This window comes from Neobacillus drentensis (assembly GCF_036965245.1).
Lineage (GTDB): Bacteria > Bacillota > Bacilli > Bacillales > Cytobacillaceae > Neobacillus > Neobacillus drentensis_G.
This window is the reverse complement of the sequence record NZ_JBALPG010000021.1, coordinates 18,122-40,610: the sequence shown is the minus strand read 5'-3', so window position 1 is coordinate 40,610 and position 22,489 is coordinate 18,122. Positions and strand designations below refer to the sequence as shown.

Sequence of the window (22,489 nt, the reverse complement as noted above, 5' to 3'; positions counted from 1 at the left end):
AAATTAAAAAAGACAAAAGGTAATAGAATGGTTTCTATTACCTTTTGGATTATAACATACTTTATTTTGTTTTTCTTAACAAAAATGACCCGGCTAGTAAAAAAGTTGGAATTGAAGATAGTCCAACAATCAACAACCACTCTTTTGCAGCAATCGGCAATGTGTGGAAAATTGGCTGTAATGGCGGATAATAAATGACAACCAACATTAACACGAGTGAAGAGATTACAGCCCAAACAAGATATTGATTCCCAAAAGGGTTTCTAGAGAGCACAGATTTTTCACTGCGGCAATCAAATACATGAATAAGCTGGGCCATAACAAGGGTCGCAAAGGCAACCGTCTGCGCATATGGCAGCTGTGACTGGTCATTATGGTACACAATGATGAAGGCTAATAGTGTAACAAGACCAATCAGGAAGCCACGCGATATCACCTTCCAGCCTAATCCACGTGAAAAGACACCTTCATTCGGACTGCGAGGTCCCCTTTTCATCACGTTCTCCTCTGGACGATCGAGACCGAGTGCCATTGCCGGCAGTCCGTCCGTCACTAAATTAACCCATAAGATTTGGATTGGTACTAGGGGCAGTGGCAACGCAAGCACCATTGCAAACAACATTACCAATATTTCACCTACATTAGATGCAAGCAGGTAGCGAACAAATTTGCGGATATTTTCATAGATGTTCCTGCCCTCTTTTATTGCGGCCTTAATTGTAGCAAAATTATCGTCTAACAAAACGAGTGCTGATGCTTCCTTCGCGACATCCGTCCCGGTTATCCCCATCGCTACACCAATATCTGCCGCTTTGATGGCAGGAGCATCATTCACCCCATCACCTGTCATTGCAACAATATGTCCGCGATTTTGTAATGCTTTGACAATTTTCAGTTTATGTTCGGGAGAAACTCTTGCAAAAACAGAGACGTCATCGACGACATCTTCTAGCTCTTCCACCGGCATGTTAGATAATGCTTTGCCGTCAAGCACCCTGCTCTTTTTCGTTAAAATCCCTAACTGGGAAGCAATTGCTTTTGCTGTAATCACATGGTCACCGGTAATCATAACGGTTTTAATCCCAGCTTCCTTACATTCTTTTACCGCAGCTTTTACTTCAGGTCTTGGCGGATCTATCATGCCTTGGACGCCAATAAAGGTTAATTTTTTTTCTGCTTCCTGCTCACTTAGGATGATGGTATTAGCTGGTATTGGCTTAAAGGCAATCGCAATCGTTCTGAGCGCCTGTGAAGCAAGACCATTTATCGCTTCTTGAACCTTTATATGTGTGTCTTTATTTAAATATTGTGTCCTCTCATCCCAAAGGATCGATTCACAAATACCTAAAATGACGTCAGGTGCACCTTTTGTTACGATGAAATGGCGGCCTTGCTTGTCTTTAACATGGATACTCATCATTTTTCTGGCAGAGTCAAATGGGAATTCATTAATAATCGTAAACTCATCTAATAATTTTGGACGATCTAAGCCGGCTTTCATTGCACTTACCAGTAAAGCACCTTCCGTGGGATCACCTTCTAGTATGAAATCATCATCCTTTAAAACCAAGTCCGAATGGTTACATAGCATCCCAAAAATCAACATTTGCTGCAAGGCTTTTTCATCCTTAGACTGAACTAATTGTTTGTTTCGATAAAAATTCCCCTGTGGCTGGTATCCAACACCGTCAACGCTCCACGTTTGACCGCCGCTCCATAGGTGGGTAACGGTCATTTTATTTTGCGTCATTGTACCTGTCTTGTCGGAACAAATAACCGAGGCACAGCCAAGAGTTTCAACTGCCGGCAATTTCCTGACAATCGCATTCTTCCTAATCATTTTCTGAACACCAAGAGATAATGCTACAGTCACAATCGCCGGCAGCCCTTCAGGTATCGCCGCAACTGCTAGAGACACCCCGGCTAAAAACATTTCATATAATTCGTGTCCACGCAAGACACCCACTACAACTACGAGAACGGTTAACAACAAAGCAACTGTGATTAAAATTTTTCCCAACTGCTCTAACCGGCGCTGCAAAGGCGTTTCTTGTGACTCGGCATTTTGGAGTAAATCAGCAATTTGGCCCATAGCTGTTTTCATTCCGCTCGCAATGACAACTCCTACCCCGCTGCCCCTTGTAATCATCGTGCCCATGAAGGCGATATTTTCCATATCACCGATTCCTGGATTAGGATTGGTTAAACTGTCGATATGTTTCGACACAGGGACAGATTCACCCGTTAAGGCAGATTCTTCAATTTCTAAGCTTTTAGATTCAATGATTCGGACATCAGCACCTATTCTGTCACCACTAGCAAACTTCAAAATATCACCAATCACAATTTCCTTTGAAGGTGCCTTAATCCATTTTTTATCCCGAAGGACTGAAACCTGTGGTGCCGATAATTCCTTCAATGCCTGAAGTGATTTCTCCGCTCTCCGTTCTTGGTAAAATCCAAGACAGCCGTTAATAATTACAATTGCGATGATGGCAATAGCATCAATATATTCGCCGAGCAACCCTGAAATCAAGGTAGCAGCAAGAAGCACTAAGACCATAAAATCTTTAAATTGACTAAAAAATAAGAGTAAAGCAGATTGCTTTTCTCCCTCGTGTAATTCATTTAGACCGTGTTGTTTCATTCGCTTTTTTACTTCTTCCTGTGATAATCCAGAAGAAAAGTCGGTTTCTAAGGCCTTTTCTACTTGATCTATCTTCATTTCATGGAATTTCATCCGACCATCTCACTTCCCCCTTTATTCATTCAGACTAGCTCTAAAGAAAGCTTATTCAGGGTCGTCCAAAAAAATGCTATGATTAACGTTATTGCAAGGGGAAAATAAGACAGTGTTTAGATAAGTAGGATATAATAAGGTGAAAAACTTCAAACAGTGGGTAGTTTTCCCTCCCCACTGTTTGTTAGTTAAACCAATTGGGCTTATACGTGCAGTTTAACACCACTAATCCTAAAATTTTCATCTCATAGTCTTGAAGCGGGGATCCTACTGCACGTTAATTAGGAATGTAATTATATATTGGAAGAAAAGGATGTTTTCGATGTCATTTGATGGTCTATTTACAAAAGCTATGGTCGATGAGCTTGTTCTCTCCTTGAAAGGAGGAAGAATTAACAAGGTTCATCAACCTTATAAAAATGAAGTGATTCTTACCGTTCGTGCACATGGTGTGAATCAAAAACTTCTTTTATCTGCACACCCAAGTTACGCCCGAGTCCAGCTTACTAATGAAGCATATGACAATCCAAGTGAACCGCCTATGTTTTGTATGCTTCTTAGAAAGCATATTGAGGGTTACATTTTGGAGGATCTTTATCAGATTGACAATGACCGGATGATTATTTTTGAAATTAAGGGCCGGAATGAGATTGGTGATATAAGCTATAAACAATTAATTATTGAAATAATGGGCCGGCACAGCAATATCGTTTTGGTTGATAAAACGAGGAATGTCATTCTTGATAGCATCAAACATGTCTCTTTTGCCGTTAACAGCCACAGGGCAATTTTGCCTGGACAGCCTTATATTTTCCCTCCAGAGCAAAACAAGGTAAATCCATTTGAAGCAGTTGAAGAAGATATATTAAGGTCAGTTGATTTTATTGGTGGTAAGGTGGATCGCCAGTTAGTCGAGCATTTTGCCGGAATCTCACCTATTTTTGCAAAGGAAGTTATTTTTCAAAGCGGTCTTGCAAATCGTACTACTGTCCCAGGGACATTTGTACGATTGATTAAAAAAATTGATGCAGGTGATATATCGCCTGCGATAATATCAGCTAATGGAAAAGAAGCGTTTTATCTTTTTCCACTTGAGCATCTGAAGGGTGAAAAGAAAACCTTCAAGACCCTCAGTGAAATGCTTGACCGCTATTATTTTGGAAAAGCAGAACGGGACCGGGTTAAGCAGCAAGGAAATGATATTGAACGCTTCATAAGCAATGAAAAAGAAAAGAATGAAAAAAAAATAGTTAAGCTTGAGAATACATTGAAAGAAGCGGAACGGGCAGAGCAGTTTCAGCGTTATGGAGAATTGTTAACAGCCAATCTATACGCAGTAACAAAGGGTATGAAGGAAATCGAAGTTCTCAATTATTATGATGATTTGGGAGGAACAATGGTGATTCCGCTTGATCCAAGAAAATCACCATCTGAAAATGCGCAAAAGTATTTCTCCAAATACCAAAAAGCGAAGAATGCTATTGCTGTGGTAGTTGAACAAATCGAAAAAGCTCGTGAAGAAGTTGCGTATTTTGATAATTTAATGCAACAGGTCCAAGCTGCCTCTCCAAAGGATATTCAGGAGATTCGTGAGGAGCTTGTCGAGGGCGGCTATATCCGTGAACGCCAGAAACGAAACGGTAAGAAGATTCAGAATGTTAAGCCGGTGCTGGATCACTTTATTGCCTCAGATGGGACGGATATTATTGTAGGAAAAAACAATAAGCAAAATGATTATTTGACTAATAAGCTGGCGGCGAGGGATGAGATTTGGCTGCATACGAAGGATATTCCAGGCTCTCATGTAGTGATTCGCAGTAAAGAACCTTCTGATGATACGATTATAGAGGCAGCTGTGTTAGCGGCATATTACAGTAAAGCGCGGAATTCTAGCTCGGTTCCTGTAGATTTTACAAAGGTTCGTCATGTCAAAAAACCTAGCGGTGCCAAACCCGGATTTGTAATTTATGACAATCAGCAAACGGTTTATGTTACACCGGATGAGGAATTGGTTTTGAAATTAAAGAAATAGAAAGGAAAGAGGGTATCCAACTTGGACACCCTCTTTTTCGATTTATCAGCGGATTTTTATGATTTATCAGCGAATATAGAATTATATCAGCGAATTTTAGATTTTATCATCGAATCAGTTTACTAAAACTGTTTGCTCCATTCAGAATGATCTTTTCTCCACAACAGCAGACTTTCCTGATCTTCTGAGCTAACATAGCCTTTTGAAATAGCTACTTCGATTAATGTCGGAAAATCAGTCAGTGAAAAACTGTTAATTTCTGCCCCATGAAGTAACTGATTTCCTTTTTCAAGTCCATATGTAAAAATAGAGACAACCCCTAACACTTCGCAGCCTGCTTCCCTTAAAGCTTGCACAGCGGTGATTACACTGCCCCCGGTTGAAATGAGATCTTCTACGACAACCACCTTTTGGGCTTGTTCCACTTTGCCTTCGATTTGATTGCCCTTGCCGTGCCCTTTTGCCTTTGAACGGACATAACACATCGGCAGGTCCATTAGCTCACTTACCCATGCAGCATGTGGAATCCCCGCTGTCGCTGTTCCTGCAATTACCTCTGCTGCTGGAAAGTTTTCAAGAATGAGGTTTTGTAATCCTTTTGCAATCTCTCTTCTAACTTCAGGATAGGAAAGAGTCAAGCGATTATCACAATATATCGGGGATTTTAGTCCTGATGTCCAGGTGAATGGGTCTTTTGGTCTTAATGCCACGGCATTGATTTCTAATAGTTTTTCAGCAATTTTCTTTTTCATTGTTGTACACCTCTCCATGCCCTTATCCATTGATCATAGCTTTTTACTGGGTCCATTGACCTTGTAATCGATCGTCCGACAACAATTGCACTTACACCTGTATTTCTCGCAAATTCAGGGGTAGCCACACGTTTTTGGTCACCAACAAGATCAGTCTCCATCCTGATACCCGGACAAACAGTTAAAAATGAGCTGCCTGTTTGATTGTGAATTATTTCAGATTCCCAAGCTGAGCACACTACCCCATCTAAACCCGCATCTTTTGTTAGCGTTGCATAATGTAACACTGATTCATTCAATGTAATGGGGATTAGTTGCTCCTTATTCATTTGTTCTTGTGATGTGCTGGTTAATTGGGTTACAGCGATACAATTTGGACGTTTCCTTCCTGCTGACGTTCCTGCCTCTAATCCCTCTATTGCCGCTTCCATCATTTCTCTTCCTCCAGCAGCATGAACATTGACCAGGTCACATTCTAGTAGCGCCAGCCCCTTCATAGCACTTTTTACGGTGTTCGGAATATCATGCAGCTTTAAATCAAGAAAGATCTGATGTCCCTTTTCTTTTAATTGATGAACAATTGCTGGGCCTTCCTGGTAAAAAAGCTCCATACCCACTTTTACAAAAAGCTTTCGATCTTCAAACGGTGTCAAAAAACGTTCAATTTCACTTTTGTTAGCAAAATCAAGCGCGATGATAAGTGAGTTCTCCATGCTTCTTCCAGCTCCTTCCCTTGCATTCACTGATATGTTCAAACCCTAATTTTTCTAAAAGCACTGGCAGTTCCTCAATGATCGTTGGGCAGACAAACGGGTCAACGAAGTTTGCTGTTCCAACAGCAACCGCACTCGCCCCCGCGTAAAAATATTCGATGACATCCTCCGCTGATTGTACACCGCCCATCCCGATAATCGGAAGCGAAACGGCTTGGCTCACTTCATAAATCATCCGAATTGCCACCGGCTTAATCGCAGGACCTGATAGACCACCTGTATTGTTGGCTAAAATCGGCCTGCCTGTCTTTAAATCAAGTCTCATGCCGACAAGAGTATTAATCATTGTTAGACCATCAGCTCCGCCCTCTTCCACAGCTCTTGCCATCTCAACAATATTGGTAACATTTGGGGACAGTTTCACATATACAGGAACCTTGGATACCTCTTTTACCTTCCTTGTCAATCGCTTAGCAACCTCGGGAATCGTTCCAAACGCGATCCCGCCAGTTTTAACGTTTGGGCAGGAAATATTTAATTCTAACGCATGAACATTTGCTGCCTTGGAAATTTCGCTTGCAACCGAGACATAATCTTCTTCAAGGGAACCGGCAACATTTGCAATGATCGGAACATCAAACTGTGAAAGCCATGGCAGTTCTTCGGACAAAACTTTTTCTAATCCCGGATTTTGCAGACCAATGGCATTGAGCATTCCTGCATCCGTTTCAGCGACCCGTGGGGTAGGATTGCCAAATCTCGGCTCAACTGTTGTCGCTTTGATCATGATAGCTCCAAGTTCATTTAAATCATAAAATTGGCTGTATTCACGTCCAAACCCAAAACAGCCCGATGCTGGCATTATAGGGTTTTTTAAGTTTAAACCAGGTAACTCAACATTTAAACGGTTCATATTACTACCTCCCCAGCGCGAAAAACTGGTCCGTCACTGCAGACTTTTTTATAAGAAAAACCTGTTGGATCATCCGCCTTGTGGCAGACACACGCGAAGCAAGCACCAATGCCACAGCCCATTCGTTCTTCTAAGGATAAGAACATCTTTTTGTCCGAATAAAGTCGTTCAAGTGCTTTTAACATCGGAGTGGGGCCACAGGCATAGATAGCATCGAAACCTAAATTTTCGATTACATCTGTTACAAACCCTTTTGTCCCATAGGTTCCGTCAACCGTAGCCACATAGGTTTCTCCATTTTTCAAAAACTCCTGTTCATAAAAAACAGCTGATTCCGTTTGAAAACCGAGTACATGAATGACTTTAATCCCTCTCGCTATTAACTGCGTGGATAGTTCATATAACGGCGGTACACCGATTCCTCCGCCAACAAGCAACGCTGTTTCCCCTATTTCCATTTCTTCAACAGGAAAACCGTTCCCTAACGGACCGAGGATATCAAGCTCCATTCCTGGTTTCATTTCAGATAGTTTTGTAGTCCCCTTGCCATCCCTCCGATAAATCATCGTCATTTGCCCTTTCACGGAATTAAACGATGAAATACTGATGGGTCTCCGCAAAAGCGGGTCCAGGGCATCAGCAACCCGAATATGAACAAACTGCCCTGGAGCTTTGATTTGACTTACCATTGACGCTTTTACTGTTATTTCAAAAATATCATCGGCAATTTCCGTTTGGCTGATGATTTGGCAAAGTTCTTTCTGAATCATACGAGGACTTCCTCCTTAATTGCTGCACCCATCGCTTCAGTGGAAAAATTCATCGACTCGATTACTCTTAAAATTGCATTTGCCGTATCTAATGAGGTTAAACAAGGAACACCGTTTTCAACGGCTTCCCGGCGAATTCGAAAGCCATCTCTCGCAGGCTGCTTCCCTTTTGTCAGAGTATTGACGATGAACTGCACTTCTCCATGATGAATCACATCCAATAAAGTCTGACCTTCTGAGCCAATCTTGCCAACAACCTTTACTTTCAAACCTGCGGACTCAAGCACGGCTGCTGTCCCACTTGTGGCCATTATGCGGTAGCCATTTGCGGCAAACCTTACCGCTAGTTTTAATGCTTCTTCCTTATCTTTATCAGAAACGGTAAACAACACTGTACCAAACCTTTGAATATTCATACCAGAGGCTATCAAACCTTTATAAAGTGCCTTTTCAAGGGTGTGATCCTTGCCCATTACCTCACCGGTTGATTTCATCTCCGGTCCTAATGTGATATCGACACTTTTTAGCTTAGCAAATGAGAATACCGGAACCTTGACATAAACGCCATTTTTTTCTGGAACAAGCCCTGGCTGGTACCCTTGCTTAATAATAGAAATTCCTAGAATTGCTTTTGTCGCAATTTTCGCCATTGGTACATTGGTGATTTTACTCAAAAATGGAACAGTTCGACTTGAACGCGGATTGACTTCAAGAACGTATACTTGATTTCCTGATAAGACATACTGAATATTTAACAGCCCAATAATATTTAAGCCTCTAGCCAATTTTTCCGTATACTCAACAAGTGTTTGTTTCACATTTCCCGATAGTGACTGCGGCGGATATACAGCGATTGAATCACCAGAGTGAACTCCTGCCCGTTCAATATGCTCCATAATCCCCGGGATCAATACATGTTCCCCGTCACAAATGGCATCCACTTCGATTTCCTTCCCTGTTAGATACCTGTCGATTAAGACAGGATGTTCCGGATTAATTTTAACGGCATTCTCCATGTAATGGAGCAATTCTTCTCTTTGGTAGACGATTTCCATCGCCCTTCCGCCAAGAACGTATGAAGGACGGACTAGAACCGGATAACCGATTTCCTCGGCAATGATAACAGCTTCTTCCACCGATAAAGCTGTTTTACCAAGCGGCTGCGGAATATTTAACTGATCTATTGCTTGTTCAAATTTATCCCTATCCTCTGCACGGTCTAAATCCTCTAAGCTTGTTCCTAATATTTTTACCCCATGCTCGACCAGCTCAGCAGCAAGATTTATCGCTGTCTGCCCGCCGAACTGAACGACCACTCCAATCGGATTTTCCAAGTCGATGATTTGCATAACGTCCTCAATTGTCAGCGGCTCGAAATAGAGCTTATCTGAAATACTGAAATCAGTCGAGACAGTTTCCGGATTGTTATTAATAATGATCGCCTCATAACCCGCTTCTTTTATAGCTTTTACCGAATGGACAGTGGCATAATCGAACTCAATTCCTTGACCGATCCGGATTGGACCTGAACCTAGAACAATTACACTGTCCTTGCTGGTCACAACCGATTCATTTTCCTCTTCATAGGTACCATAATAATAAGGCGTTTCACTCTCAAATTCAGACGCGCATGTATCCACCATTTTGTATACAGGAATGATGCCCAATTCTTTGCGCAAATGGTATATTTCGGTTTCTGATCGATTCCAAAGCTCAGCAATTTTTTTATCGGAAAATCCCTTTTGCTTTGCTTCCTTAAGGAGTTCCCTGTCGAATGGGCAGGCTGCAAGCTTTACCTCAAGTTCAATAATACCTGCCATTTTTTTTAAGAAAAATAAATCAATTTTGCTCCACTGATGAATGGTTTCTATTGATGTCCCACGCTTTAAGCTTTCCGCAATATAAAAGAGCCGCTCATCTCCCGCTTTAAGAATTCGTTTTTCAAGTAATTCATCATCAATATCATCTGCACCGTTTAATTCAAAATGATGGACTTCACATTCAAGGGAACGGATGGCTTTTAACAGTGATTCCTCAAACGTCCGGCCGATGGCCATTACTTCACCCGTTGCCTTCATTTGCGTTCCGAGCGAGCGGTTTCCTGATTCAAATTTATCAAACGGCCACCGCGGGATTTTTGTCACGATGTAGTCGAGTGCCGGTTCGAAACAGGCATATGTTTTTCCAGTTACCGGGTTAAGCATTTCATCGAGTGTTAATCCAACTGCTATTTTGGCGGCAAGCTTTGCAATCGGATACCCTGTCGCTTTAGATGCAAGGGCAGAGGAACGGCTGACCCGTGGATTTACTTCGATAATATAATAATTAAAACTATATGGGTCTAAAGCAAGCTGAACATTACAGCCCCCTTCAATTCCGAGAGCTCGAATGATTTTTAGTGAAACGTTTCTTAGCAGCTGGTATTCGCGGTCGCTTAAGGTTTGACTAGGAGCGACAACGATGGAATCACCTGTATGGACGCCAACCGGGTCGATGTTTTCCATGTTACAAACTACAATCGCGTTATCAGCGGCATCACACATAACTTCATATTCAATTTCCTTGTAGCCTGCAATGCTTTTTTCAAGTAAGCATTGATGTACGGGGCTATTTTTCAGTCCACTTGTGACAATTTCCTCAAGTTCATCATGGTTTCGGCAAATACCGCCACCGGTTCCTCCAAGTGTAAAGGCCGGGCGGACAATGACTGGGAAACCAATTTTTTCAACAAAAGCTTTAGCTTCCTCAATTTCATGGATAATTTCACTGTCTGGGACTGGTTCATTTAACTCATTCATTAAGCTGCGGAATAATTCTCGGTCCTCTGCTTGATTAATAGCAGAAAGTTTTGTACCTAAAATTTCAACTTCACACTCTTCTAGGACTCCCGATTTTGCAAGCTCAACAGCAAGGTTCAAACCGGTTTGACCTCCAAGCGTAGCTACTAAAGCATCAGGACGCTCTTTACGAATAATCCGGCTGACAAATTCCACTGTTAATGGCTCAATATAAGTGGCATCGGCGATTTCTGTATCTGTCATGATGGTTGCTGGATTTGAGTTTACGAGGATGACACGATAACCTTCCTCCTTTAGCGCCATACAGGCCTGAGTGCCGGCATAATCAAATTCTGCAGCCTGACCAATGACAATTGGTCCTGATCCAATGACTAAAATGGAGTTTATATCTGTACGTTTTGGCATGTTGCTGTTACCTCCTGTTTTTCAGCCTCAATCATAGCAAGAAATTGTTCAAATAAGCTGTTTGCATCCTCTGGCCCCGGAGAAGCTTCTGGGTGGTATTGAACCGTAAAGGCCGGATAATCTAAATGTTTTAAGCCTTCGATTGTACCATCGTTTAAGGCTGTATGGGTTATCGCTAATCTAGTTTGATGTAAAGATTCTGTTTCTACTGTGTATCCATGGTTTTGCGAAGTGATAGCAATTTTACCTGTAGCCAGTTCCTTGACAGGATGGTTTGAACCACGGTGGCCAAATTTCATTTTCATCGTATTCGCACCACAGGCCAAGGCAAATAATTGATGTCCCAGGCAAATTCCAAATATCGGAACTATTCCTAGCACTTGTTTAATCATGTGTATGGCTTCAGGAACATCCTTTGGATCTCCAGGTCCATTTGAAAGCATGATTCCATCCGGGCGTAATTGCAGGATTTCATCTGCCGTTGTATGGTATGGAACAACAATGACATCACACCCGCGCTTATTTAATTCTCGTAAAATACCGTGCTTCATCCCAAAATCAACGAGAACAATTCGTTTCCCGCGGCCAGGGCTCGGATATGAATTTTTTGTAGACACTGTTCTGACTTGGTCTATCGGAAGTTTTGTCTGCCGTAATCTGCTAACAACCTCATACGGATCCCGATCAATACTGCAGATTGCACCTTTTAATGTTCCGTATTGACGGATAATCCTTGTTAATTTTCTAGTATCAATCCCGGCAATTCCGGGAATTTTTTTCATTTTAAAATATTCATTGATGGTAAATTCACTGCGCCAGTTGGAAGGGTAGTCGGTCACTTCTTTGACAATAAATCCTTTCACTGCGGGATTAATCGATTCAAAATCATCACGGTTGATCCCGTAATTTCCGATTAACGGATAAGTTAGCATGACAATTTGGCCGCAATAGGAAGGATCCGAAAGAATCTCTTGATAACCTGTCATTCCTGTATTAAAAACAACTTCACCAATTGTATCCATATGACTGCCAAATCCGTCCCCGATAAAAACCGTTCCATCTTCTAAAATTAGCTGTGCTTTCATGCTGTAACACATCCCTTTTCCCAAACTATTTGACCACCAGCTATTGTCATTTCCGGCCAGCCTTTACATTTCCAGCCTGTAAATGGGGTATTTCTCCCCTTGGATAGGAACTCGCTTGGATTAATTTCTCTTTCTTCATTCAGATTAATTAAAACGAGATCTGCCGGAGCACCTACTTCAATTTTCCCATATGGAAGGGCAAAGCTTTGGGCTGGCTTCTTCGTTAAGAAGCTGATTAATTGTTCTAAAGAAATAATTCCTTTTAATACAAAATGTGTATATAGAAGCGGGAATGCTGTCTCTAATCCGACAATCCCGAACGGCGCCAATTCCATTCCTTCATTTTTTTCTTCCAGTGTATGTGGTGCATGATCAGTAGCAATGAAATCAATTGTTCCATCAAGAAGGCCTTCGATTAACGCTGCACGATCTGCAGCATCCCTGAGCGGCGGATTCATCTTATAATTTGTATCAAGACCTGGGATATCGTCTTGCGATAATAATAAATGGTGCGGGGTAACTTCCGCAGTGACATTGATACCCGCTCGCTTGGCATCCCTGATGACACGGACAGACTCCTTCGTACTGACATGACAGACATGGTAATGACAGCCTGCTGCCTCAGCAAGTAAAACATCTCTAGCAATCTGGACTGATTCACAAACGGATGGAATTCCGTTTAAATCGTTTTGTTTCGCGTATGAACCCTCATGCACGCAACCTTTATTGATTAGGGTGTTTTCTTCACAATGGGCAACAATGGCCATATTTATTGCTGCAGCTTTCCTCATAGCTTCAAGCATCATGCTCGCCGATTGCACCCCAACACCATCATCCGTAAAGGCAAACGCCCCAGCGCTTTTCAGCACCTCAAAGTCTGTTAATTCCTGACCAAGCAGCCTTGTCGTAATAGAGGCATAAGGTAAAACCCGTACATGGGCTTTCTCTTGAATCATTTTTTGTAAGTTGTCCATGTGGTTTTTGGTGTCAGGCACCGGTCGGGTGTTTGGCATGGTGGCAACAGTGGTAAATCCTCCTTTAGCTGCGGCCATAGTTCCGGTTGCAATCGTTTCTTTTTTTTCACCGCCGGGCTCCCGTAGGTGGACATGTAAGTCGATAAATCCAGGTGAGACAACCATTCCCGATGCGTCCACAGTACGGTCTACCTCTGTATTAATCGTCTTTTCTATTTTCGTTACAATCCCATTTTCTATTAAAATATCTGTCTTATCATTTTGACCGTTAGATGCTATGTAATTTGTGTTCTGGATAAGCAGTTTCATATTGATTCCCTCCCATTAAACTTTCGATTGACCGTTTTAAGGCAGCCATTCTGACATAAACACCGTTTTCCATTTGCTTAAAGATTCTTGAGCGATTGCATTCTACAAGGCTATCAGCAATTTCCACATTTCTATTTACGGGTGCGGGATGCATAATAATACTGTTTGTTTTCATGCGCTTTTCTCTTTCTAAGGTAAGGCCAAATTGGCGGTGATACTCTGAAGCTGTAAAACTTCCCTTTTTTTGATGACGTTCATGCTGGACCCTTAGAAGCATGACGACATCAGCTTCTCTGATTGCTTCATCAATTGGTTTAAATCTTGCATTATTTAAACTGTGGTAATCGAACCATTCTTCCGGTCCGGAAAAAATGACATCTGCACCAAGCCTTGTTAAGGCATCGGCATTTGACCTAGCCACTCTGCTATGACTTATGTCGCCAATAATCGCTATTTTCAAGCCATCAAATCGACCAAACTCCTGTTGGATGGTTAACAAATCAAGGAGCGACTGCGTTGGATGATGGCCACATCCATCACCGCCATTAAGAATCGGGATATTAATTTTTCCAACCAAATCATCAAAATAACGATCCTGCCCATGGCGAATGACGATTGCATTGACCCCGATCGATTCCAATGTTTTAACCGTATCGTAAAGTGTCTCTCCTTTTTGAACACTTGAAGTTTCCACTTCAAACGGAATGACCCCTAAGCCTAACCTTCGTTCCGCTACCTCGAAACTGCATTTTGTTCTTGTACTTGCTTCAAAAAATAGGTTTGCAGCAAACATTTGCTGTTCCGGCCTCCAGACCATTCCTTCCGAAAACCTTTTAGCATCCTCAAGCAATTGACATATTTCCTCAACCTTTAACTCATTTGTAGTAAGTAAATGATGTAACATCCTATTCCCGCCTTCCTCTCTAATATAAAAATACACCCTGAATCATCTATCAGGGTGCATTGAATCCAAGCTAAACCATTTTTATCAATCTGGTTTTTTTAGCTTAACACCCTTTTAAGCCTCTCTGGACTTAGTTAAAAGGTAACTTTATTATGCTGTTTTTTGGTCTTCTTTTGTTTCCTCTCCAAACATGTCATCACTCACTGGCTGTCCGCCTGGAAGAATAAGGTTTAACACTACACCTAAGATTGCTGCTAACGCCATCCCTTGGATTTGGATATCTTTAATAGGCAGCTTAAGGATGGCCCCGCCAATTCCGATAATCAGAATCACAGATGCAATCACCAAGTTTCGTTTATCATCAAAATCAATTTTACTATCGACTAACATCCTTAATCCTGAGGAAGCGATAATACCAAACAGAAGGATGGAGACACCGCCCATGACAGGTGTTGGAATGGTTTGGATTAAAGCAGTAATTTTGCCGACAAATCCGAAGATGATTGCTAATACTGCTGCACCTGCTAGTACGTACACACTATAAACCCGAGTAATCGCAAGGACGCCGATATTTTCACCGTAGGTGGTTTTTGGCGGACCCCCGACCAATGCTGATATAATTGTTGCTGTTCCATCACCAAGGATAGAACGATGTAAGCCTGGTTCTTTAATGTAATCTCGACCGACTACCTTACTAAGGATTAACTGGTGGCCGATATGTTCGGAAATGGTAACTACGGCTACAGGTACCATTAACCAGAAAATGTCCCATGTGAATTTTACTTTATAGCTGACAAATGGGATTATAAATTCCGGCATTTCCAGCCAATCAGCTTTCATTACCGGTCCAAAATCAACGATTCCCATCATTAATGCGTAAATATAACCAACAACAATGCCTGCTAATATCGGGATAATGCTTAATATTTTTTTTGCAAAAATCGAGAAGATGATCGTTGCAGCAAGAGTGACCAACGCCACAGAGAAATGAAGCATACTATACTTTCCTGCTGGGTTATTCATTGCCATTCCCACTGCTGTTGGGGCGACAGACAAGCCAATAACTATGATTACTGGTCCAACCACAACAGGCGGCAGAAGCTTCATTATCCAACGATGTCCTGCTTGGCTGATAATCAGAGCGATAATCGCATAGACTAGGCCAGCCAGGAAGGTTCCAACCATAGCTGCACCAGGACCCCCTCCAGCTTTAGCCGTAATAACAGGCGTAATAAAAGCAAACGATGAACCAAGATAGGCTGGTACTTTGAATTTTGTTATTAATAAGAAAGCCAATGTTCCAAGTCCGCTTGAAATTAGAGCAATCGCCGGACTTAAGTGAGTAAGATAAGGGACAAGGATCGTTGCTCCGAACATCGCGAATAAATGCTGAACACTTAATGTAAGCCACTGAGATAGTTTTGGTTTATCTGATACGTCTAATATGGGTTTTTTGCTCATACTGATCTCCCTTGTTTACTGATTTATTTTTTGTTTTATCTTGCTCTTTTTTAATAAAAAAACCCTCTTTGTCCGTAGAGGTACAAAGAGGGTTTAGAAATTGCCGGACTTAAATAAACAACCGGCTTTTTCCCCTTTGTCAGCCTCACGGGACTGCATTTAAAAGGGTTGCTATTTACTTATCAAAAATACTTACTTGATCAAGCTGATCCACTTCAGCAAGCTCGACCACAATCTTTTCTTCACTTGATGTTGGAATGTTTTTTCCAACATAATCAGCACGGATTGGCAGTTCACGATGGCCCCGGTCCACTAACACCGCTAATTGTATTGCTGCTGGCCGCCCAATATCCATTAATGCATCAAGACCTGCCCTAACAGTTCTGCCTGTATATAAAACATCATCAACAAGAATGACTTTTTTTTCGCTAATATCAATTGGGATATCTGAACCTTTTACAAGTGGTTCTTGGTTATTTGTTTTTTTCGTTAAATCATCACGGTAAAGGGTAATATCTAATTCACCAACTGGAATTGTCTTTTTTTCAATCTCAGCAATTTTTTTCGCAAGTCTTTCTGCAAGGAAAATACCTCTCGTTCGAATACCAACCAGCAGGCAATCATCGATTCCTTTGTTTTTTTCAATAATCTGGTGGGCAATCCTTGTCATCGCTCTTCCGATTGCCTGTTCATCAAGAACAAGTGCTTTTTGGTTCATATTACACCTTCTTTTTTAAAAAATAAAAAACCTCTCACCAGTTTTGGCGAGAGGTGGACAAGTTAATGTACATGATATAGGCATAGATTGCCTACTATCTTTAACCGTTTCCTTCTCAGCCTCACAGGACCGAATTAAAGGCTTATTAAACTATAGTTAGTTTACTTTAAAAATCAGCTCACGTCAACGATTATTTCGGAGTTGATCAAGCAATCGTTCAAATTCCTCTGGAAGCGGAGCTTCAAATTCCAAATATTCGTTGGACCGAGGATGAGTAAATCCAAGAACACCTGCATGCAAGGCTTGTCCGTCAATATCAAGTGTTTTTTTGGGTCCATACTTTGGATCACCGGCAAGCGGATAGCCAATATATTTCATATGAACGCGTATTTGATGGGTTCTGCCTGTTTCTAATTGGCACTCAACAAAAGTAAAGTCTTTAAAACGCTCCAGCACCTGAAAATGGGTAACGGCATGCTTTCCGTTATCAACAACTGCCATGCTTTGACGGTCTTTTGTATCTCTGCCAAGCGGGGCATCAATCGTCCCAAAGTCATGAGGAATGACCCCATGAACAATCGCTTTATATTTTCGGGTAACTGTTTTTTCAACTAATTGGTTCACAAGGCTTTCGTGTGCCATATCGTTTTTAGCAACCATTAACAGACCTGAGGTATCTTTATCAATACGGTGAACTATACCTGGTCTTAACACTCCATTAATACCTGATAAATCCTTACAGTGTGCCATTAAGCCGTTAACAAGCGTTCCAGACAAATGACCAGGCGCAGGATGAACAACCATCCCCCGCGGTTTGTTTACAACTAAGACATCTTTATCTTCATAATATATTTCTAAATCAAGTTCTTCAGGCAGTACATCCAATTCCTCTGGCTCTGGAATGAGGATGTCAATTTGATCATTAAGGTTACATTTATAATTGGTCTTTACAGATTGCCCGTTTACTAGGACATTCCCATCCTTAATCCATTGCTGAACCTGTGTTCGTGACCATTCTTCGTTCAGTCCAGAGATTACCTTATCAATCCGATCTCCTTTTTGCACCTCAAGAATGGTGTGTTCCATTTTCTCCATACGTTTTCTCCTTTGTTTCTCTCTCATCACGCAACATTTGAATCATCAGCAGGATAACACCGATCACTAAAGCTGAATCCGCAATATTAAAGACCGGAAAATTATAGCTGAAAATATACGTATGAATAAAGTCGACTACTTCTTTACGAAGGACACGGTCAATAAAATTACCAACAGCCCCCCCGAGCATAAAAGCTAATGATACGCCTAATAACCATTTACCCTTTGCTTCTTTGTGAAGATAATACATAATTGCGATAATGACAGCGATCGTAATTACATAAAAGAACCACATTCGACCTTGAAGGATTCCCCATGCTGCTCCACGATTGCGGTGTGAAGTAATATACAACACTTTATCAATGATGGTTATACTTTCCCCTAAATACATATTGTTAACAATTAACCATTTTGTAATCTGGTCTAATAAAATAACAAAAATAGCGATTAAGTAATAAAACACTAAGAAATACCTCCACATCAACCTAAACTTACTGTCTAGTTTCAGCGCCCTGCGAATAGTGTACTGATTAACTCCCGCTTACGATAAGTTAAGATCGAATCACTATCACTCACCGTGTTTCTTTTATCTCTGTCGTATGCGGTCAGTCCATACATCGCTAAACCGTGGCTTCCACTTTTCATACTCTTAGCATTTTAGCATACTTTAGCGCGAAACAACAATGTAACATTCTAAAAATAGCTAGTAAATTGGTTTTTTGCAATATGTTTCTAAATCTTCAGAATCTTTTATTGACTTTAATGTAGGGATCATTTTTAATAAATAATCTGGCATCATTTCACCAGAAATTTCACATTTACCAAAATTTCCAGCTTTAAATTTTCTTAACGCTGTATCAACGTCTTCAAGCTCTTCTTCCAGAATGGAAGTTAACCAAGCTTGCTTTTGTTGGTTTTTAAGCGATTTTTCAATTTCTGCTTGCGTTTGACGGAGTTCCAAAAACAGCTGTTCCTGCATGGCATTCATAGTTGTTACCTCCGTTGTTTGTCATTTGTTTTATTATTTCCGACAGCAACCAGCTGAATCAGGAAAACATTTGACATCATCAACAACAATTAGCGTTAGAGGATAAATAATGAAAAAGCCCCGAGTTTTTTAACTCAGGGCTGTCTTTTTATGCTAAATGTGAGTAGTTTTCTTTTACAACATCAGCGCAGCGAGGGCAAAGGGTTTTATGCTCTGAATCTTGACCTACATCTGGCGTCACTATCCAGCAGCGTTCACATGTTTCACCTTCAGCTTTAGTAACTACGATAGCTGCTGTTTCAAATTTAAGCGCATTTGCAGGAGCTTCCTCATACGGTCCGGCCACTTCAAATGCTGAGACGATAAACAACTGTTTCAGATTCTCTTCAATCGAATCTACTAGTGCCTTCGATTTATCATTAACATAAAGTGTTACTTTTGCTGTTAATGATTTACCAATTACTTTGTGATTTCTAGCTTCTTCAAGAGCCTTTAATACATCATCACGAAGCTTCATAAATGCCGTCCACTTTTCTTCAAGATCTTTCGCACCCGCAAGCTCCTGATATTCTGGAAGGTCGGTTAATTGGACACTTTCTTCTTGGACATTAGGGATGAACTTCCAAACTTCATCTGCAGTATGTGAAAGAATTGGCGAAACTAATTTTGTTAGAGCTAGCAGTGACTCATATAGAACAGTTTGAATCGCACGGCGCTCGTGGTTGTCAACTGCTTCAATGTATAAAACATCTTTTGCAAAATCAAGATAGAAAGCACTTAGATCAAGGGTACAAAAATTGTTAACTGCATGGTAAATGCCTGCAAATTCATAATTTTCATAGGCATTGCGAACATATTTAATCAGCTTATTTAATTTTACAAGCATAAATTGATCAACTTCACGTAAGTTTTCGTAAGCAACCTTATTTACTGCTGGTTCAAAATCGGCTAAATTCCCAAGCAGGAAGCGGAAGGTATTACGGATTTTCCGGTAAACCTCGGCAACCTGTTTCAAGATTGCATCGGAAACACGAACATCGGCCTGATAATCAACGGAAGCAACCCAGAGTCGTAAAATATCAGCTCCTAATTGATTCATTACTTTCGCTGGGACAACGACGTTACCGAGTGACTTACTCATTTTTCTGCCATCACCATCAAGAGCAAAGCCGTGGCTTAGGACACCTTTATATGGTGCTTTGCCCGTTACTGCTACTGCAGTTGACAAGGAAGAGTTGAACCAGCCGCGGTATTGGTCTGAACCTTCAAGATAAAGGTCAGCAGGGCGTACTAAATCATCTCTTTCAAGAAGAACGGCTTGATGTGATGAACCTGAATCAAACCAAACATCCATGATATCCGTTTCTTTCGTAAATGTGCCATTAGGGCTTCCTGGATGGGTAAAGCCTTCTGGCAATAATTCCTTTGCTTCACGTTCAAACCAAATATTCGAACCATGCTCACGGAATAGATTAGATACATGATTAATTGTTTCATCGGTAATAATTTCTTCACCGTTTTCTGCATAGAAAACAGGAATCGGCACACCCCAAACACGCTGACGGGAAATACACCAGTCGCCGCGGTCACGCACCATATTAAATAGTCTTGTTTCTCCCCAAGCAGGTACCCACTTAGTTTCCTTAACTGCCTCAAGCAAATCAACTCGGAAGTCTTTAATGGAGGCAAACCATTGTGCTGTTGCACGGTAAATTACCGGTTTCTTTGTTCTCCAATCATGTGGATAGGAGTGAGTAATAAATGATAACTTCAATAGGGCACCAGCTTCTTCTAAAGCCTGTACAATTGGTTTATTTGCCGTATCGTAAAATAGACCCTCAAAACCAGGTGCTTCGCTAGTCATAACACCTTTATCGTCAACAGGGCAAAGAACGTCTAAGCCATATTTCTGACCAACATAAAAGTCATCTTCCCCATGACCTGGAGCAGTATGAACACAACCTGTTCCAGCCTCAGTCGTAACGTGTTCACCTAAAATGACTAATGAATCACGATTATATAATGGATGTGCTGCGACGATATGTTCTAATTCCGCACCTTTGACTTTTTGAACTACAGTAGCATCTTCCCAACCGATTTCCTGTGTTACTGCTTCAAGAAGAGCTTCGGCAACTAAAAACTTATTATCATTAACTTCAACAACCACATATGTCAGGTCAGGATGAACGGAAATTCCCAGGTTCGCAGGAATTGTCCATGGGGTAGTTGTCCAGATGATAATTTGTGTTTCAGTATCTAGAACACCTTTTCCATCTCTTACTTTAAAGCCAACAAAGATCGATGGCGAGCGTTTATCTTGATATTCAATCTCCGCTTCCGCTAATGCTGATTCACTTGACGGGGACCAATAAACAGGTTTTAGACCTTTATAAATATAGCCCTTTTTAGCCATTTCACCGAACACTTTTATTTGCTGTGCTTCGTATTCAGGCTTAAGGGTAATGTATGGATTTTCCCAATCACCGCGAACACCGAGACGCTTAAATTGGGTACGCTGATTATCAATTTGTTCAAGAGCATACTTTGTACAAAGATCGCGGAATTCAGCAACCGTCATTTCTTTTCGTTTGACACCTTTATTGGTTAATGCCTGTTCAATCGGCAGTCCGTGTGTATCCCAGCCAGGGACATATGGGGCATGGAAGCCGCTCATTGATTTATAGTGGACAATCATATCTTTTAGAATCTTATTAAGAGCATGACCGATATGAATATCCCCATTGGCATATGGAGGACCATCATGTAAGACAAACATCGGCCTGCCCTTCGTCCGTTCTTGTACCTTTTGATAAATATTCATTTCTTCCCATTTTGCCTGCATTTCAGGTTCTCTTTGGGGAAGGTTTCCACGCATTGGAAATTCAGTTTGCGGCATTAATAACGTATCTTTATACTCCATTTTTTCTTCCTCCTGAATATCTGTACATAAAGTGAAACAGAATGACCATTTCAATAAAAAAACCCTCTCATCCCCAAAAAAGGGACGAGAAGGTTTGACTCCCGCGGTACCACCCTGATAGATAGCCGATTTAAAATCGCTCTATCCGCTTTACCATTCGTAACGTGAATAACACGCCAGAGCCTACTGCCCTTTCACTTGGGTTTCAGTCTGGGACTCGAGGGTGATTTTCCAATTTTTCAGCTTTACCGGGCTTTCACCATCCCCAGCTCGCTTCACAAAGCATTAGAAAAATTGTACTGTCCCTTTCATCGTCAATTTCCATTCTATAAACTTATGTTTAAAAATTATATGCTAATAAAACACAATTCGTCAAGCTAAGGAATCCTCTTCTTGATGAATTTTCAACTCTGATGCATCTATCTCATATTCTAATAAATGATCCCAATCATCCGTATTCAGCATATCAAGCTGTGCTTCAATCAACATTTTAAATCGTGTTCGAAATACTTTTGACTGCTTCTTTAAATCCTCGATTTCAAGCGCAATTTTTCTAGCTTTCGATAAAGATTCATTTACAATTCGATCCGAATTTTTCTCGGCTTCTTTAATAATTAACTTTGCTTCCTTTTGGGCATTACGTTTTACATCCTCACCTGCTTCTTGAGCAATAACGATGGATTTGTTGAGTGTTTCTTCTATATTCTTAAAATGGCCAAGACGCTCTTTCATCTCATTTAATTGCTCTTCCATTTCTTTTTTTTCTCTGAGTACTAGTTCATAATCCTTAATGACTTGATCAAGAAATTCATTCACTTCATCCTCATCGTACCCGCGAAAACCTTTATTAAACTCTTTATTATGAATATCTAACGGCGTTAACGGCATTGATGCCACCTCCATACAATCTGT

Annotated in this window: 17 protein-coding genes and 1 other annotated feature; of the genes, 1 reads left to right on the top strand and 16 read right to left on the bottom strand. The window is 41.1% G+C overall.

Annotated features, from left to right (window positions below):
• Window positions 1-61: 61 nt before the first annotated feature.
• The gene (locus V7150_RS05720; protein ID WP_335514721.1) at window positions 62-2,740 is read right to left on the bottom strand and encodes a calcium-translocating P-type ATPase, SERCA-type; all 2,679 of its coding nucleotides are present in this window, start codon (window positions 2,738-2,740) and stop codon (window positions 62-64) included.
• A gap of 322 nt (window positions 2,741-3,062) precedes the next feature.
• Here V7150_RS05720 and V7150_RS05715 point away from each other — a divergent pair, with 322 nt between their 5' ends.
• On the top strand, window positions 3,063-4,772 hold the full coding sequence (locus V7150_RS05715; RefSeq protein ID WP_335514717.1) for an Rqc2 family fibronectin-binding protein: 1,710 nt from the start codon (window positions 3,063-3,065) through the stop codon (window positions 4,770-4,772).
• 122 nt (window positions 4,773-4,894) lie between these two features.
• Here V7150_RS05715 and pyrE read toward each other — a convergent pair whose 3' ends face one another.
• The 15 genes from pyrE to V7150_RS05640 form a co-directional block, all read right to left on the bottom strand.
• Complete coding sequence (gene pyrE, locus V7150_RS05710) at window positions 4,895-5,524, bottom strand: orotate phosphoribosyltransferase (RefSeq protein ID WP_335514714.1); 630 nt, start codon at window positions 5,522-5,524, stop codon at window positions 4,895-4,897.
• The gene (gene pyrF / locus V7150_RS05705; protein ID WP_335514711.1) at window positions 5,521-6,237 is read right to left on the bottom strand and encodes an orotidine-5'-phosphate decarboxylase; all 717 of its coding nucleotides are present in this window, start codon (window positions 6,235-6,237) and stop codon (window positions 5,521-5,523) included. The genes pyrE and pyrF overlap by 4 nt, the downstream gene beginning before the upstream one ends.
• On the bottom strand, window positions 6,209-7,150 hold the full coding sequence (locus tag V7150_RS05700) for a dihydroorotate dehydrogenase (RefSeq protein ID WP_335514709.1): 942 nt from the start codon (window positions 7,148-7,150) through the stop codon (window positions 6,209-6,211). The genes pyrF and V7150_RS05700 overlap by 29 nt, the downstream gene beginning before the upstream one ends.
• Window positions 7,147-7,917, bottom strand: coding sequence for a dihydroorotate dehydrogenase electron transfer subunit (locus V7150_RS05695; protein WP_335514944.1), 771 nt, complete (start codon window positions 7,915-7,917; stop codon window positions 7,147-7,149). Before V7150_RS05695 ends, V7150_RS05700 begins: the two co-directional genes overlap by 4 nt.
• Window positions 7,917-11,123: a carbamoyl-phosphate synthase large subunit gene (carB, locus tag V7150_RS05690; protein WP_335514706.1), complete on the bottom strand. Its 3,207-nt coding sequence runs from the start codon at window positions 11,121-11,123 to the stop codon at window positions 7,917-7,919. Before carB ends, V7150_RS05695 begins: the two co-directional genes overlap by 1 nt.
• Window positions 11,102-12,208 (bottom strand): carbamoyl phosphate synthase small subunit, encoded by a 1,107-nt coding sequence (locus V7150_RS05685; RefSeq protein WP_335514703.1) that lies wholly within the window; start codon window positions 12,206-12,208, stop codon window positions 11,102-11,104. Before V7150_RS05685 ends, carB begins: the two co-directional genes overlap by 22 nt.
• Window positions 12,205-13,491: a dihydroorotase gene (locus V7150_RS05680; RefSeq protein WP_335514700.1), complete on the bottom strand. Its 1,287-nt coding sequence runs from the start codon at window positions 13,489-13,491 to the stop codon at window positions 12,205-12,207. The genes V7150_RS05685 and V7150_RS05680 overlap by 4 nt, the downstream gene beginning before the upstream one ends.
• Window positions 13,451-14,395 carry an aspartate carbamoyltransferase catalytic subunit gene (locus tag V7150_RS05675; RefSeq protein ID WP_335514697.1) on the bottom strand — a complete coding sequence of 315 codons (945 nt, stop codon included), beginning with the start codon at window positions 14,393-14,395 and terminating at the stop codon, window positions 13,451-13,453. The genes V7150_RS05680 and V7150_RS05675 overlap by 41 nt, the downstream gene beginning before the upstream one ends.
• 150 nt (window positions 14,396-14,545) lie before the next feature.
• Window positions 14,546-15,856, bottom strand: coding sequence for a solute carrier family 23 protein (locus V7150_RS05670; protein WP_335514694.1), 1,311 nt, complete (start codon window positions 15,854-15,856; stop codon window positions 14,546-14,548).
• 175 nt (window positions 15,857-16,031) lie between these two features.
• Window positions 16,032-16,574 carry a bifunctional pyr operon transcriptional regulator/uracil phosphoribosyltransferase PyrR gene (pyrR, locus tag V7150_RS05665; protein ID WP_335514691.1) on the bottom strand — a complete coding sequence of 181 codons (543 nt, stop codon included), beginning with the start codon at window positions 16,572-16,574 and terminating at the stop codon, window positions 16,032-16,034.
• Window positions 16,575-16,757: 183 nt separating this feature from the next.
• Entirely contained in the window at window positions 16,758-17,669 is a 912-nt protein-coding gene (locus V7150_RS05660; RefSeq protein ID WP_335514689.1) for an RluA family pseudouridine synthase, read from the bottom strand.
• Window positions 17,641-18,150, bottom strand: coding sequence for a signal peptidase II (gene lspA / locus V7150_RS05655; RefSeq protein ID WP_283922569.1), 510 nt, complete (start codon window positions 18,148-18,150; stop codon window positions 17,641-17,643). The genes V7150_RS05660 and lspA overlap by 29 nt, the downstream gene beginning before the upstream one ends.
• Window positions 18,151-18,372: 222 nt before the next feature.
• Window positions 18,373-18,657, bottom strand: coding sequence for a hypothetical protein (locus V7150_RS05650; RefSeq protein WP_335514684.1), 285 nt, complete (start codon window positions 18,655-18,657; stop codon window positions 18,373-18,375).
• Window positions 18,658-18,805: 148 nt separating this feature from the next.
• The gene (gene ileS, locus V7150_RS05645) at window positions 18,806-21,577 is read right to left on the bottom strand and encodes an isoleucine--tRNA ligase (RefSeq protein ID WP_335514680.1); all 2,772 of its coding nucleotides are present in this window, start codon (window positions 21,575-21,577) and stop codon (window positions 18,806-18,808) included.
• 77 nt (window positions 21,578-21,654) lie between these two features.
• Window positions 21,655-21,898: a binding site (T-box leader), on the bottom strand.
• A gap of 51 nt (window positions 21,899-21,949) precedes the next feature.
• Complete coding sequence (locus tag V7150_RS05640) at window positions 21,950-22,465, bottom strand: DivIVA domain-containing protein (protein WP_335514677.1); 516 nt, start codon at window positions 22,463-22,465, stop codon at window positions 21,950-21,952.
• Between the last annotated feature and the right edge of the window lie 24 nt (window positions 22,466-22,489).

Excerpts from the sequence above, each read along its gene's own strand:
- V7150_RS05720 (WP_335514721.1), bottom strand. The coding sequence starts at position 2,740 with ATGAAATTCCATGAAATGAAGATAGATCAAGTAGAAAAGGCCTTAGAA.
- V7150_RS05715 (WP_335514717.1), top strand. The coding sequence starts at position 3,063 with ATGTCATTTGATGGTCTATTTACAAAAGCTATGGTCGATGAGCTTGTT.
- pyrE (WP_335514714.1), bottom strand. The coding sequence starts at position 5,524 with ATGAAAAAGAAAATTGCTGAAAAACTATTAGAAATCAATGCCGTGGCA.
- pyrF (WP_335514711.1), bottom strand. The coding sequence starts at position 6,237 with ATGGAGAACTCACTTATCATCGCGCTTGATTTTGCTAACAAAAGTGAA.
- V7150_RS05700 (WP_335514709.1), bottom strand. The coding sequence starts at position 7,150 with ATGAACCGTTTAAATGTTGAGTTACCTGGTTTAAACTTAAAAAACCCT.
- carB (WP_335514706.1), bottom strand. The coding sequence starts at position 11,123 with ATGCCAAAACGTACAGATATAAACTCCATTTTAGTCATTGGATCAGGA.
- V7150_RS05685 (WP_335514703.1), bottom strand. The coding sequence starts at position 12,208 with ATGAAAGCACAGCTAATTTTAGAAGATGGAACGGTTTTTATCGGGGAC.
- V7150_RS05680 (WP_335514700.1), bottom strand. The coding sequence starts at position 13,491 with ATGAAACTGCTTATCCAGAACACAAATTACATAGCATCTAACGGTCAA.
- V7150_RS05675 (WP_335514697.1), bottom strand. The coding sequence starts at position 14,395 with ATGTTACATCATTTACTTACTACAAATGAGTTAAAGGTTGAGGAAATA.
- V7150_RS05670 (WP_335514694.1), bottom strand. The coding sequence starts at position 15,856 with ATGAGCAAAAAACCCATATTAGACGTATCAGATAAACCAAAACTATCT.
- pyrR (WP_335514691.1), bottom strand. The coding sequence starts at position 16,574 with ATGAACCAAAAAGCACTTGTTCTTGATGAACAGGCAATCGGAAGAGCG.
- V7150_RS05660 (WP_335514689.1), bottom strand. The coding sequence starts at position 17,669 with ATGGAGAAAATGGAACACACCATTCTTGAGGTGCAAAAAGGAGATCGG.
- lspA (WP_283922569.1), bottom strand. The coding sequence starts at position 18,150 with ATGTGGAGGTATTTCTTAGTGTTTTATTACTTAATCGCTATTTTTGTT.
- V7150_RS05650 (WP_335514684.1), bottom strand. The coding sequence starts at position 18,657 with ATGAATGCCATGCAGGAACAGCTGTTTTTGGAACTCCGTCAAACGCAA.
- ileS (WP_335514680.1), bottom strand. The coding sequence starts at position 21,577 with ATGGAGTATAAAGATACGTTATTAATGCCGCAAACTGAATTTCCAATG.
- V7150_RS05640 (WP_335514677.1), bottom strand. The coding sequence starts at position 22,465 with ATGCCGTTAACGCCGTTAGATATTCATAATAAAGAGTTTAATAAAGGT.